Genomic DNA, 13829 nt, shown 5'->3' with positions numbered 1-13829 from the left:
GGCGGCGCTGTGGGGGTCGGCAAGCGCCGGGCGTGAAGCACGGCGCTTCGATCGTGCGCTTCCAGCTTTGGCGGCGTACTTGGTTGATTGGCGTGATTGGGCAAACAAATGAGAACGTTCTTGGTTGGGAGTCCGTGAGCGATTCTCGAATACCGGGCAAGCTCACACGACCCGAGATCAGATTGCGCGACGCAATCGAATGGGTCGCACGACCTCAACGTGCGCTCCCAACCCCCTAAGCCACCACTCCAACTGCTGTGTTTCCATGACCGTTGCCGTGACGCGTGAGCGTCCTTCCTTGTCGTTGAGTGGCACGATCTTCTGTTCAGTGGACAGCAGCGATTCGGAGAGATGGCGTGCCAGCCATTCACTGACGATGAGCTGCAGCCGGATCTTCTTCCCGGTCGGAAACTCGAATGCCTTTTCCGTTTCGACATAGCGCTGGAAATCGAATCCCTTCGGGATGGACGCAGTCGCATCAAGCATTTTCGCCGCCTTCATGCGATGCAGCGCCCATTGACGCGGGTCGGTGTAGTTCTCCGCCGTGGCGACGAGGTAGATCGCGCCGGCGCGATGGGCGAGACCGAGTGGATGCAAGTGGTACGATTTCGGTTGCTCTCTATCGACTGAGAGATAGTCGACCTTGATCTGGCGGTCACGCAGCAATGCCTCGTACACGGCATCGCGAACGCCGTCTTTGAGCTTTGGAGGAATCAGCGGCTGTCCGGATGGAATGTTCGCGATGCGCTTCGACCAGCGAGCAACGGGATCGGCACCCAGCAAGACCAGCGATTGACGCGCCTGGGCAAACTGCGGCTCCATGTCCTCGAGCATGGCGGGCGGGAACAGCGGCTTGAGGTACTTTTCGAGCAATTGGTACGTCAGGGCCGCGCTGAGTGACATGCCTCCAAAGTTGTGGTGCAAGCCGGCTTCCTTCCAGGACCAGCCTGCTGGATGCGCCTCGTCACACATCAGCGGAAACTGCGTGGACAGTTTGTGCAGGTCGCGTTCAACACTGCGCACATTCACCTCGTAACCTTGGGTGCTCAAGTTGGCGTGAAGCTGCCGCGCCGTTACCTTTCCCGGCTTGCCGGGTATGGCCATGAGCATCGCCAATTGCCGCAGAATGGTATCGGACATCGAACCGGTGCCGTAGGAGCTTGGCGGCAGTGTAACGGGTTCGGGCGCGGTCGGCGGTGGCGCTGGAAGCAGACGATCTGCATCCTGATTGCACGACGAGACCTTCATGCGCACACGGTGTCGCAGGTGCGCCAGATGCCCTTGGCAGGCATGACAGGCCAGGCAGTCATGGCACAGCCTCGGGACGGAGGAAGCGCAGGTTCGCTTCGAACAGGCAACCATGCTCCCGATTCGGTAACCGGCCAAATCGCACAGGATCGAAGGTAATGCCGTGGGCGCGCGAATCCAGCCCGCACCGTGCCGAAGCAAGGTGAAACAGCAAGCAGTGCCCGGGTCGCGCGGTGATGAGAGCAAGAATTTTCGGTATCGCCAGCAACCGCGTCACAATCGCCTCGATTTGCCGGTCCGCCTTGGCGGGCATGGCGCTCATATCCAGCGCAAGCGCGCCGCCACAGGTGAACCCGTCGTCCGGCACGTCCCGCAATATGCTCGCCGCGCCGTTTGCGACGCGCGCCGGATTGCCATCGGCCATCGACACCCACATGCCTTCCGGAACGAGCGTACCTTCAGCCCGTTGCGCCTTGGAATCATCGCGGCGCAATTTCAACGGCCATATCACCGTCCACACGGGCCCGAGGTTGTTCGCCAACTTGTCGGCATAGCGAAAGCTGCGAGTGGTGCGCCCAAACCCCACCTGCAAGATGAGTTCGGCCGACTTGCGGCAATGCCACACATGCCAGTGGCTGGAGTGGTCCCGCCATTCGCCGTGGTGGTGCAGCATGGTATGCAATAGCCCGGCATCGCGGCTGATGAAGATCGGTAATCCCATCACGACACGCGGTGCGGGATTGAGCAGCAGGAGTTCGATTCGAACCGGCATGGTGCAATAAGTAGTGGCAGATGGGGACAGCGTGCCCGACCTGTGCGACGGGAAGTGTCGCAAAGCTGAGTGGAAGCCGTGGCACAGCGGTTTACAGGCGAACAGCACCGGCAGCAGCAGTGACCGTATGAGCGAACCAAGGGGCATCGCCTTTTAGTTGTGGCTCGGATTCCAGCAGACTCATTTCAATGGTTTTGCACCAGCATCCCGGGATGAGCAAAGAATTGCATGCAGGCCTTCAGCATTAAGGGTGACGCCGCATATCGTCTGCGAATACGACACCTCATGTCGCAGCCAATTCGTTTACGACACAGTTTGTCGCCAACATGGCGCATGCTCCTCGACGACAACGAGGAACCTCCATGATCAATATCGAAGACGACGAAGAAGGCGAAACCGGCTCGTCCGCGAGCCACTTTGTGCGAATCCCATTGCGGGGCGCGCATGCGCAGGAAAGCGCCATCCTGGCCTTGCGCATCATCGCCGCCCTGGATTTGTACGGAAGGTTGCTCGACAGCGACGGCGATATTGAGGACTGCGACGTACTCTCGCTCGTTGGACTAGATGAGCGCAAGGGGCGCAAGAGACCGCTATCCACGCAGGTCGTCAAAACCGCTTTCAAGCACCAGCTTGAGCATCTGGAGCAACGGTTCCAGCGCAAGGACGATGCGCTGGCCGGCAACATCGAAAAGCTGTGCAATATCATGCGACTGAGTCAGCGCGAGCGCTTTGCCTTGCGCCTTTGTGTCATTGCCACGCTGAAGCCGCGCTTCAGAGACCTGTTCAATCGCTGCCACATTTGCAAGGCGGCACTCGATGTGGCGCTGAACCGAATTGCCGGACGGCGCATGTCTGGCCCCACGCGCGTCTTTGGGCAAAGGTCGCGCTTGAGGCGTGCTGGCTTGCTGGTGACCGGGGATGACGACTTTGACAGCTGTCCGTTGAAAATGGATTTTGGGCTCGCAGAGCGCATGACCTCGAACAAATTCGACATCGACAGTCTGGTTCGAAACCTGGTCCGCCCTGCCGCCGTATCGAAGCTGTCGATGGCAGACTTTTCCCACGTCGCGGATATCGGGCTGCTCACGCGCTATGCGCACGACGCAAGCAAACACCGGCGCCGCGGTGCAAACGTGCTCATCTACGGAACGCCCGGCACGGGCAAATCCGAATTCGTGCGCGCTTTTGCCCAGGCATCGCGCTGCCGATTGTTCGAAGTTCCGAACGAGGATTCGGAAGGAGATCCCATCAGTGGCCCGGCGCGCTTTCGTGCCTACGCGCTATGCCAGCAGCTGATGGTGGACGGATCCGGACAGATGTTGCTCTTCGATGAAGTCGAGGATGTCTTCGGCAGCAATGACGACGGGTTTTTCGCATCGTTCTTTGGCCGCCATCGTAATGCGGATTCCTTGCGCAAGAGTTGGGTCAACGAAACCCTCGAGTCCAATCCCGTACCCACCTTCTGGGTCTGCAATTCCATCCGCGCCATGGATCCGGCGTACCTTCGGCGCTTCGACATCATCATGGAATTCCGGACACCCGGGCGTTCGGTTCGCCGACGCCTGGTGGATCGCTACTTTCGGGAAGGGGAAATCTCCCCGACATTCGCCGAGCGACTGGCCAGCGACGGACGCATCGCGCCAGCACATCTTGAGCGGGTTTCGCGCGTAATGCGCACCCTGCATGCGCGCACCTCACGCCAGCGCGAGGCCGAAGTGGAGCGCTTGCTGACGAGTTCACTGCGCGCCGCTGGCGTTGGCAAGGCACTTGCGCTGCCGGAAATCCCAGCGCATTACGATCTGGAGTTTCTCAACGCCAGTGCGGATCTTTCCGCCTTGGCGGCAAGCCTGGGCAGCGGGTCCAACGCCCGCATCTGCCTTTACGGTCCTCCCGGTACTGGCAAGACCGCGTTTGCGCACTACCTGGGCCGCCACCTTGATCGGCCCGTACTGGTGCGGCGCGCATCGGACCTGCTCAGCATGTGGGTCGGCAGGACTGAACAGCTCATCGCCGAGGCCTTCGCGCGTGCGAAAGACGAAAACGCGATCCTCGTCATCGACGAGGCCGACAGTTTCCTTCGTGACCGGACGGGCGCGCAGCAGGGATGGGAAGTGACGCAGGTGAACGAACTGCTCACGCAAATGGAGGCCTTCGACGGAATCTTTGTGGCATCGACCAACCTCGTCGATACCCTCGATGCCGCTTCGCTGCGCCGCTTCGACTTCAAGTTGAAATTCGACTATTTGACCCGCGAGCAACGGCGGCGATTTCTCGTACGCGTGGCGGGAAACGCGGATCTTGACCTCGACGGTCTCGGACGGCGACTGGATCGCCTGGAAACACTGACGCCCGGAGATTTTGCGAACGTGCTGCGCCAGTTCGCGGTGCGCGGAACGCAAATCACTGCTCGGGAATCCATCGAACTGCTGGAACGTGAAACGGCAATCAAGCCGGAAGGACGCAAACGCACGATCGGGTTTGTGTGAGCACGGAACCGGTTACGCCGTCGCCACAACCGGATACTGGATCGTTCCGAAATCAACCTCGGGGTGATCGAGCATCAGTCCGATCACCACCGGAATGATTGCGATGAGGATATTCGCGCCATCCTTCACCTGTGCGCGGTTGGTGCCACTGTTCCAGGTCGCTCCGCCATGGATGAGCTGGTTGCGCAGCACGTAGAGCCGATCAAAAACGATCGACAATACGGTTGCCGTCTCGCTGCCGACAATGGATTGCAAGGCGATCTTCTTGCTTTGCTCGAACTTGATCTCCCAGCGATCACTCGAGTCGTGCTCACGCAGGGCCCGCCAGAACGGCTCGAACACGAAGCGATTTTCGACCAGCGTGCGAATGGGTCCGGAAAATTGCTGGAACAAGACAGCCGCGAGACGCTTGTGGGCATCCGAAGCCAGTGCCTTTTCAAAGAAGGCGTGCAACTGCGCGCGTGCGTTCACGTCTTCGCCAAACTCGTGGGCATAGGCCGCGTTGAACGCGATCCAAAGAAACACGAAACGTGCATCGGGATCGGCCGTTTCCGCCTCGGCGCGGCCAAGCCAGCTGATTGCGCGATGGATGCGGATGCGGCTCGATTCGGCATGGCGATCGGCCAATTCATGCAGCCTCGCCTTCAACGTGTCTGCGATACGTTCCTTCGCGCGCATGGGCAGCCTCGGGGTTCAACCGGATTCGCCGATGATAGAAGTCCGTGAAGGGGATGGCCACTCTTCCACGCAGAGCCCGCGCTGCCATTCGCCACGCCAAGGATGTCAGCTGGCCGGCTGAGGATCGGGCATCGGTCGCAGTTTCCACGTTTGCGCATGCCCACCATTCCATCGCGGTGTAGACCGATGCTGACATCCGGCCCCTGCGCAAGTTAGCCGGGCGTAGTGGCCGGGAAGATCGTAGCCAAATAATCCGCAACGCCCTGGCGCATCTGTTCGGTGACGAATAACGGCTACGTTCCGGCCCCTTGTCCCCACGAAATTCATCGACGTTGCCGATCCGCGTCTGGCATACCGATATCCGCCGCAAGTCGGTAGGTGCTGGCCACCCGATCTCACTCCCGCACCGGCACGCCCAAACCCTCTCGGAGATCGCTGCGCGGCTGGAATCCGGCGAATCCTACCAACTCGAACAAGAGCGTCTTTGCGACAGTGGGTGTCGGGAGCGGGCACGACAATACCCTCACATCCAAAGGCGTCCAGAGACAACCCATGCCCATGCTCGTGCGCACACTGGAGCAGATTCTCCGTGCCGAAAGGAGAGTCTTCCGCAGTCTGGAGAAGCAGAAACTCGACGCGCCGGACTTCAAGCCGAAGGAAATCCGCGACTGGTTCGGCCTGCCATCCAGCGTCCCCGTGCGCGAAGAAGAACTCTGACCGACTTGGGATTCCGGCCATGCGCAACGAAACACTCGACAGGGATGCAAGCCTGCCGACCGACGAACAGGTCTACGCTGAAATTCAGCGCGCGCCGGTCTTTCTCACCGAAGGCGACGAGCACATCTCGCGATTCGGCGGCAATCTCGAACTGCGCGTCTCGCATCGCAGGCGGATGTTCACGATCGAGGATGGCGGCTGGCTGGCCACCGCAGTCGGGCGCGTATGTGCATGCGCTGACGACTACCTGTTGTTCCCGTTCTGGATCGGCCTGCATCACTGGAACTACCTGCCCTTCGATTGTCCACGTCAACAGGATCTGTTCGATCGTCCGCCGCTACCGCCGCAGTTCGACTACGGATTCTGGTTGAAGCGGCTGTCCGAATTCCTCGAAATACGGCGACGGCAATTCCGAACCATCCGGAACGAACTGCTGGCCGAACTTCCCGACGAAATCGGCAAATGGATCGTCGCAATGCGCTTCCCGTGGCTGACGTTCGCCGACATTGCCTTGATGTGGCGGCGCATGGACGAAGCCAGGTGCGTCGCTCGCGACAATATCAACCTGTTGCCGATCTGGTGCCTCTGGCAGGGCAGCGAGATCGCGGCTGAATGGGGCCGCGAAGCGGCGGACGAAGCAGCGGCGCTTGACTCGGTCAGATCGATGCGGGCGCAATTGCGCCAGTCTGGCGTACCGCAGCGCATGTGGCGCTTGCTGTGCAGGCATGGCGCACGATTGTTCGAGCAGGAGCAGTGGTGTTTCGAGCCATGGGAACGGTGGAACGGGTCAGCATTGCCGTACTTGCGCCTGCTTGCCGTCGACGATTCGCCGAGGCTGCCATCGCACGAGGAAAAATCCGTGCTGTTGACGCTTGCCGTCTGCCGAGGCGAACCGTTGCTGGAATATCCCAACTTGGCGCGTGCCGTGCTCGATCAGATTCGCGCGTGCGGTGGCGAGGAATACTGCATGGAACAGACCTTCGGCGGGGAACTCATCATCGTGCTCGATTGGCTTCTGGAAATGGCGGCTCGCAACCCCGATGCGAACTTTTGGGGTACCGGATGGAAGCAGTGGTCGAGGTCGAAGCAGCGGGTGCAAATCGAGTGGCAATGCGCCATCGAAACCTTCGAGTCCGGGCCTTACGCAGTCGTCCCGCTGTGCAGTAACCGCGACTTGGCCGAGGAAGGCGAGCGGATGGAAAACTGCCTTTCCCATTCCTGGAAATATGCGAATCAATGCTACATCGGAAATCTGCGCATCTTCTCGATCAGAAGGGCGAGCAATGGAGAATCGGTGGCGACGGTCTCCCTGGAATTACGGGATGCTGCCAAGCCTGAGGTGGGTGAAGCGGAAGGCTTCAGGCATGCAAGCGTGCCGATAGAGGTCCTGCCGGTAATCGACGAATTGCGGCGGCGATATCAGGCGACGTTCGAAATGAGGCAATCTGATTAGCGCATCAAGGGGCCAACGTCAGAACACCGGGGCGGTCTGAATGAAGGCGCGGCATTTTTCAGATTTTGCCTTCGGTCATTTGGGACACGATCCCACACGTCGGCTGGGAGAAGAGAACCGAATAGACTGGCTTCGAAAACGTGCTGTCGGCTCATGACCCGGTCCCACTGATACGCGTCGTATGTCCCCTCAAATACAAGCTGTCGAACCTCGATGAATGGGGCCTCTCCCTGGGCGCCTTGATCCAACCACTCTTTTGCGAGCTTCTCCCACCAGCTGCCCTTCCGATCGACTCGCCCGATCTGCTGCTCGAGGACGGCAGGGTTCCATTCGGCGTGGAATTGCACGACGACGCGGCAGGACTCGTGGAGGTTCAGCCCTTCCCGTCCGACCTGGCTCTGCGCGATGAGGACCCACGGCGACGCGCCGGGCCGGTTGAACGCGGCTTGGAGGTACCGTCGAGTCTCCCACCGCGTCGCGCCCTGAAGCAGTCGCGCGTGGAAGCTCTGGCGACCGTCGTCATCCTCGAGGAGCGCGTGGAGCGCCTGCTGGCGAAGCACCGCCTGCTCCTCATCGACGTCCTCGTCCCCCAGTTCGCCGAGCAGCGGGCGCAGACGCTCCTCTACGAACTCCCTGGTCAGGGAGGCGAAGCGCTCGTCGGTCACCTCGTCAGACTCCGAGGTCGTCGCGAGGAGGTCGTCGAGGACGAACGACACGAGGTGGTCCTCGAGCGCGCCCTCCAGCTCGCGGTCGGCGGGCGCGCCGCCAAGCAGCGTCGGGTCTGAGCGCCAAGCGTCGACCGGCTTCTTCGCCCGTCGCCGCACCTTGTCCCGCAGTCGCTCGTAGGCCTTATGGCTGTCGGCGAGCGCGCGGCGCATCTCGGCGCCGTTTCCGCTCGCGAGCCTTCCCTTGAGAACAGGCTCCCCGTTGTCATCACGCTCGGCCCGCATTCGATCGAGCTGCTGGGCGGCGATGCCGAGGAGGACCTTGGAACGGCGGCTCCGCTCAGCGTCCGTCGAACCTCGACGCTCCGGGAAGAAGTTGAGCGCTGATGGACGCTCCTGGTCTGCGTCTCGAAGCGCACGCCGAACGTTGAGAACATCCGTGAGCATGTGAAGTGGCCGGAGGAAGACCCCGAAGACCAGCACCTTCTCGCGCCTCAACGTCCAGCCTTCGATCTCCTTCACAGCGGCGAGGATGCGCGGGTGCTCGGCGTCAGGATCGAGCTCGGCGTCGTTCATGGGTGGGAGTGCTTCGAGCACGCGCCTGCGCCCGTCTCGGAGCCACCGATACCAGTAGGCGGCGCGCCTGATCTTGCCTCGAGTGTGATCGTCAACGACGCCAGCCTCGGGGACCCGAAGCGGCTCGCTGGTCTCGGAGAGGTCGATGCTGACGTGCCCCGCGGACAGCTTGGTGTAGGCGTCGCGTACCGCCCGTGGCCACTCTGCGGTGTCCCTCAGCGTAAGTCCCCGAGCGCTTTGGCTCATGCACTCGGCTGCGAAGAGGACGTCGAGCCAGGGCGAGTTCTGTCCAACCGTCTCGGTCCACCCGATCTGCACGCGCCGAAGTCGTCGGTGGGGATGCGGCAGCCCCTCGGGCAGCGCGGCGCCGTCGCGGAACCTCGCGACGAGCGGGTCCTCGTCGCGTCGACGTCTCGTCACGTGCGGAGCCAGCGTGTTGGTGAAGTCAGTCGCGGCGGCACACAGCTCGTCCAGGCGACTCCCTTCATCGGGAGCCACGGCGGCGCGCGATGCCGCGTCGTGCAGGCGCTTCACCACCTGCCGTCCGCGCTCCTGGTCGATCCCGCTGCGCGCGCGGCCGAGGAGATTCAGCCATTGCGAGAGCTCCAACTCCATCGGCGTCGCCGTAAGGCAGAGCCGCCGCCCGCCTTCGGGCTGCTTTAGCAGCGCGTCGACCAGGCGCGCCAACACCGGGCCCGAAGCTGCGCCCAGCGCCGTGTCATCGACGTCCACCTCGCCTCGGCTCTTGTGCGCTTCGTCGATAACGAGCAGGTCGAACTCGCCCAGCCAGAGCCCCAGCAGCTCCTCGGTCAGCGCGCGCCCGTCGCCGCCATTGCCGAACCGCGCGAGGAGCGCGTCGTTGTTCCAGCTCGATACGTTGAGCGGCGGTAGCGCTTCCATTCGCTTACGCAGGTCTCGCCGTCCACGAACGCGCGGGGCGACCTCGCTCGCGATCCGAGCCATCCCGTTCCAGCCCCACCACGAGGCCCGCGCGTTCTCGATCTCGCGTTGCAGCTTGCCGATCCGTGTGCGTCCGTCTTGGCGATCGGCACGCGACGCAAGATGAAGCTCGACGAACGCGGGCAGCGCTGCGCGCCAGACGTAAGAATTGCTGCGGACCAAAGGCGCGCGGAACCCGTGAGAGATGAGCCACCACTCGGACTCGTCGGGACGCGGGCTGAAGTCCTTCCACGACGCCTCGTTCGGTGAGACCTCGCGCAGGAACTCCGTGAACGTCGTCAGCTCCTTCGGTGCAGTGCTGTTCGCGCGGAGCTTGCGAGACTCCGCGGCCCACTGGTGCATGAGGCCATGCGGGACGGCGACGGCCGCGCGACCGCCCGCCTCCAGCACCGAGTGAACCACGGCGCACGCGATGCGGGTCTTGCCGGTTCCGACCTCATCGGCGAGCACGACACCGCTCTGCGGCAGGCGCTCGGCCATCCACGTGAGCGAGGCTCGCTGCCCCTCGTCGAGATGTTGTTCCTCACGAGGCTTGGCCGCGTCCTCCCCGACGAGCTTTCGAAGCGCGGTTGCCGCGCGCGCCCACGAGAAGCTCACCGCAGCCCCCATGCGCGGGCGGCGCCGTCGAGTACCTCGAAATACCGGGCTCGCTGCTTGTCGGTAAGGTGTGGCGAGCGGAGCTCTGGCTCCCGAAGGTGCGCGAAGACGTCGAGGCGATGCGCACGCCAGGTCGCGATGAGCGTCTCCGGGAACGAGGCGCGGAACATCCGGTCGAGGTGGTCGATCCAGTCGTCGATCATCGACTCGGGCAGCGCCGCCTGTAGCGCGGCTACCTTCTCGACAAGCTCGGCCGCTGCGTGGAGGCCGTAGCTCTTCTCCTGCGTGATCGCCTCGCCAACGCCAGGCCCCTTGGATCTGCCGTCGTCACCCTCATCGCGATCGTCGTCGTCGGTGGCTTCTGCCGGGCGGATCGGGAAGTCGAGGAGCGCGGCGAGCGCGTCCGCGTAGGTGTCGAAGCGCGGCGGCTGCCATCCGACTCGACCGGCCGCGTCGACGACAGGAACGACCCGCTTGTGGTCGCTCTCGTCACGCACGTGGAGCGCAGTCGGGTTCTCGTCGTCCTCAAGCGGGATCTCTTCGACTCGCTGCACCTCGAACCAGTCGCGCCCGATCCACGAGATACTTGCACGCGCTGTCGCAGCGTCTTCGCGCCAGAGCAGACGGAGACGGCGGTTCGGCGTCGTCTCAATGGTCGCGGAGAGGATCGGCGGCGCCAGCAAGATGGGCTGCGCGTCCGGCGCGTCGCCGACCTGACCAACGGCCCACTCGTCTTCACCGACAACTTCGGCGTGTTCCTGCGTCCAGAACAGCCAGCGCTCGAGGTCTTCTGGGGCGAAACGCTCGGCAACCTCGAAGACGACGCCGGTCTCCACGTTCCCCTCGCGCATGCCGCCGTGGGAGAGGATGCCTCTGCGCGAGAGGTTGCCGGATCCGAGGTAGAGCCAGCCGTTGCTCGCGTAGCCGTCGCGAAGGTAGCCCGCGTACACGAACTTCGCGTGGAGCCGCCGTGCGTGGTCAAGGGAGTCATAGGGCCGAACGATCTCCCAGCCGTCCGTGTCTCCTTCCCGCGCCCAGTCGGCGACCGCGCCTGCCTCACCGGGCTCCACGAGCGCCACCCGGTACGGCTTCGGCGTGAACACCCCGAGGTCTTCGAGCTTGCCGAAGACGGCAGGCTTGCGCGCCTTGCCCGATGGCTCTTCGTAGAAGCCGGAGCCGCAGAGAAGAAGGTTCCTCGGCCTGTCGATGGCGCTGCGGAAGCGCTCTCGAATCTGGTCGTAGAGCGGCCGGTCCAGCGAGTGGATGAAGCGGGGCTTGCGGTTCGTCGCGAGAGACGAAGCCGCCGTGAGGAGGACATCGAGGCGCGCAGTGAGCTTGCGCTCCTTCGGCGCAAGGCTCTGCTCGTCACGATGGAAGCGTCTGGCGAGTAGAGCCTCTGCAAACGCACCAGCGGCGACGATGTCGGCCCGATCCTCGGGGGGCGCCTTGCCGTCGAGCGGCACATCGACGACCCAGACCAACTCGAGCTGTTGCCGAGCGGATGTATACGTGAAGTTGGCCGTGATCACCGCGAGGCGAAGATGGCTTGGGGTCCCGGTCCGGGTTGGGGCGAAAGCGAGCAGCGCGACCTTTGCGTGCAGCAGGGAGCCAGGAGCGACCGCCCGTGGCTGGAGCTCGTGGAGACCAGGGATGCGGCCGGGAGGAAACACCTCCTTCCGCGAGGACGACGCGTGCCCGTCGAGCATGAGGTACAAGAGCACGTGTCCCAGCTCGGCGCGCTGTCGCGGACGAAGCCCCGTGAACCGCTGTGCGGCGTCCTCGAGGAAATCCTCGGCGCCGGTCATCGCGACGAGAGCGGCGCTGTGTCCGACCATGCCCTCTGGCGGGACGAAGATGTCGAGCAGCGTCTCGGCGCTCATCGCGCACCTCGCTGATCGACATCACGCAGGAGCGCGTGCAGATTGGCGATACGGAACGTTCGGCCCGTCCGATCGGGCTCGATTCTCGCCGCGCCGTCCTCGAGGTCGCGGGCCTCATCCGCGCCGCCGATGACGCGGAACAGCGCTCCTCGAACAACGGCCCCATCGGCGAGCCCGAGTACCTCGCCAGCACGACGAACCACGAGCCTGATCGCCTCGGCGTCATCGGCGACTGCCACGGCGCCGGTGAACGCGCGGCTCGTTGGCTCGTTCACGCCAGCCACGTTCGCTCTCTCCACATAGCTCTTCGTGGCCGAGCGCAGGTCCTTGAGCGCGCGCTTGATGCCCGAGTCCGCCACCAGGGTCGGAACTTTCACTCCTCCGCGCGCAGGCTCGACCGCACGGGTCAAGCGCGCCACCGCGTCGCGGGCACGGTCGAGCACAGCGCCGAACGCGCGCGCGGCGAGGATCTCGTTGGCCTGCTCTTGATGGTCACGTTTTTGCAGCCACGCGACCACGGTGCCTTCAATGTCCAGCATCGCGGCCGCGCTCCGCACTGCTTGCGCCAACCGTTGCCGCTTCTCGCTCGCCGGGGTCGACGTCCCTAGGAGCCGCGAGCGGACGAGTGCGCGCTCATCGTCGGTGGCGTGTTCGGGTGAGAGCGCCGAACGGAAGCTCGCACGCGACGAGGGCAGCTTCTTCTCGTCGCGAAGCCAGCCCACGATCCACTTCCGCAGCGTCGTGCCTCCTTGGCCGACGTTCTGGTTGAGGAATGCGTTCGCGAGGGCGCGCCCAACCGGCTCCAGCTCGAGGAGATCGAAGCGGGAGCCGCGTGCGAAGCCGAGCCCACCATCGACGCGAACCGCCCGAGTTGCGGCCTGACGATGGGTGTTCCGCACGTAGTACGACGCCTGGCGAAGCCTGTGGAACGACCACGCCTCGTGGCCGTCTTCACGACCAAACGCCCGGTTCCCGAGAATACGACGTGAACGGGTCTCGCGATCGGAGTTGGCTTCGTACTCCAGCTTGCACGCCAGCGCCTCGATGCCGTGGCAGATGGCGGTGGGCTTCGGCGCGTTCGAGCCGTGGCTCGCCAGCTCTTCGTGGAGCGCCAGCGCTGCCAGGGGCCATGAGAGCTGCCGCGCGAACCAGATGCGCCCCAACTCCGGCACCACGAGCTCGCGGAAGAACAGGTCCGCCGCGCGCAGGCCGAAGTCGAGCGAGAGCCTCGACGTCGTAACCTCGCTGGGCGCAGGAGAGAACCAACTTGAGCTCATGACATCGCTATTGTGTCACTGACCTGCCTGGTTTTTCCGGACCACGGATTAGTTGAGAGTGGCTCAACTCTTCCTCTTGACCATGATCGTCACGGTGGCCAGCAAGCCGGGCTGCACGTCGGAGACGTTGCGGCGCTGGGTACGGCAGGCGCAGGTCGATGAAGGCCAGCGCGCAGGGCTGAGCACGCCGGAGCGTGATCGGCTCAAGGCGCTGGAACGGGAGATTCGAGAACTGCACCAGGCGAACGAGATCTTGCGCAAGGCGTCGGCGTATTTTGCACAGGCGGAGCTCGACCGCCGGTTCAAGCCATGATCGCGTTCATCGACGATCACCGCGCCGTCCATGGAGTCGAGCCGATCTGCCGCGTCTTGCCGATTGCTCCATCGACATACCGCCGCCATGCACAGGAACGCCGCCATCCGGATCGCCGTTCGGCGCGGGCGCGCCGCGACGAGGACTTGTGCCAATCGATCCGTCGTGTCTTCGCCGAGAACATGGCGGTGTACGGCGCGCGCAAGG

General features: G+C 63.5%; 9 protein-coding genes, 1 pseudogene and 1 other annotated feature. Of the genes and pseudogenes, 4 read left to right on the top strand and 6 right to left on the bottom strand.

Translation table 11 applies throughout. From position 1 onward, the window contains the following. Positions 1–177: 177 nt before the first annotated feature. Entirely contained in the window at positions 178–1248 is a 1071-nt protein-coding gene (locus tag AC16HO_RS07350) for a helix-turn-helix transcriptional regulator (RefSeq protein ID WP_395643406.1), read from the bottom strand. A gap of 58 nt (positions 1249–1306) precedes the next feature. Then, positions 1307–2020, bottom strand: a complete 714-nt coding sequence (locus tag AC16HO_RS07345; RefSeq protein WP_395643407.1) for a hypothetical protein — start codon at positions 2018–2020, stop codon at positions 1307–1309. A gap of 362 nt (positions 2021–2382) precedes the next feature. Between AC16HO_RS07345 and AC16HO_RS07340 the strand changes: the two genes are divergently transcribed. Next, positions 2383–4506, top strand: a complete 2124-nt coding sequence (locus AC16HO_RS07340) for an AAA family ATPase (RefSeq protein ID WP_395643408.1) — start codon at positions 2383–2385, stop codon at positions 4504–4506. Between the two features lie 12 nt (positions 4507–4518). Here AC16HO_RS07340 and AC16HO_RS07335 read toward each other — a convergent pair whose 3' ends face one another. Beyond that, positions 4519–5184, bottom strand: coding sequence for a hypothetical protein (locus AC16HO_RS07335; protein WP_395643409.1), 666 nt, complete (start codon positions 5182–5184; stop codon positions 4519–4521). 552 nt (positions 5185–5736) lie between these two features. Between AC16HO_RS07335 and AC16HO_RS07330 the strand changes: the two genes are divergently transcribed. Further along, complete coding sequence (locus tag AC16HO_RS07330; protein ID WP_395643410.1) at positions 5737–5901, top strand: hypothetical protein; 165 nt, start codon at positions 5737–5739, stop codon at positions 5899–5901. Positions 5902–5920: 19 nt separating this feature from the next. Further along, entirely contained in the window at positions 5921–7354 is a 1434-nt protein-coding gene (locus tag AC16HO_RS07325) for a PcfJ domain-containing protein (protein ID WP_395643411.1), read from the top strand. Here the strand turns inward: AC16HO_RS07325 and AC16HO_RS07320 are convergent. The 3 genes from AC16HO_RS07320 to AC16HO_RS07310 are packed head-to-tail and all read right to left on the bottom strand — an operon-like array spanning position 7351 to position 13309. Then, positions 7351–10152 (bottom strand): helicase-related protein, encoded by a 2802-nt coding sequence (locus AC16HO_RS07320; RefSeq protein ID WP_395643412.1) that lies wholly within the window; start codon positions 10150–10152, stop codon positions 7351–7353. The genes AC16HO_RS07325 and AC16HO_RS07320 overlap by 4 nt on opposite strands. Beyond that, positions 10149–12032 (bottom strand): hypothetical protein, encoded by a 1884-nt coding sequence (locus AC16HO_RS07315; protein WP_395643413.1) that lies wholly within the window; start codon positions 12030–12032, stop codon positions 10149–10151. The genes AC16HO_RS07320 and AC16HO_RS07315 overlap by 4 nt, the downstream gene beginning before the upstream one ends. Further along, complete coding sequence (locus AC16HO_RS07310) at positions 12029–13309, bottom strand: hypothetical protein (RefSeq protein WP_395643414.1); 1281 nt, start codon at positions 13307–13309, stop codon at positions 12029–12031. Before AC16HO_RS07310 ends, AC16HO_RS07315 begins: the two co-directional genes overlap by 4 nt. A gap of 85 nt (positions 13310–13394) precedes the next feature. Here AC16HO_RS07310 and AC16HO_RS07305 point away from each other — a divergent pair. Beyond that, a pseudogene (locus AC16HO_RS07305) lies at positions 13395–13829 on the top strand (transposase); the annotation flags it as partial. Then, positions 13577–13693 (top strand) — a sequence feature (AL1L pseudoknot). Its footprint overlaps the pseudogene before it by 117 nt.

This window comes from Rudaea sp. (assembly GCF_057139185.1).
This window is presented reverse-complemented; position numbering and strand designations above follow the sequence as displayed.

Bases quoted from the DNA above. Each gene is read 5' to 3' on its own strand.
- AC16HO_RS07325 (WP_395643411.1), top strand. From the start codon at position 5,921: ATGCGCAACGAAACACTCGACAGGGATGCAAGCCTGCCGACCGACGAA.
- AC16HO_RS07340 (WP_395643408.1), top strand. From the start codon at position 2,383: ATGATCAATATCGAAGACGACGAAGAAGGCGAAACCGGCTCGTCCGCG.
- AC16HO_RS07345 (WP_395643407.1), bottom strand. From the start codon at position 2,020: ATGCCGGTTCGAATCGAACTCCTGCTGCTCAATCCCGCACCGCGTGTC.
- AC16HO_RS07315 (WP_395643413.1), bottom strand. From the start codon at position 12,032: ATGAGCGCCGAGACGCTGCTCGACATCTTCGTCCCGCCAGAGGGCATG.
- AC16HO_RS07310 (WP_395643414.1), bottom strand. From the start codon at position 13,309: ATGAGCTCAAGTTGGTTCTCTCCTGCGCCCAGCGAGGTTACGACGTCG.
- AC16HO_RS07330 (WP_395643410.1), top strand. From the start codon at position 5,737: ATGCCCATGCTCGTGCGCACACTGGAGCAGATTCTCCGTGCCGAAAGG.
- AC16HO_RS07335 (WP_395643409.1), bottom strand. From the start codon at position 5,184: ATGCGCGCGAAGGAACGTATCGCAGACACGTTGAAGGCGAGGCTGCAT.
- AC16HO_RS07350 (WP_395643406.1), bottom strand. From the start codon at position 1,248: ATGAAGGTCTCGTCGTGCAATCAGGATGCAGATCGTCTGCTTCCAGCG.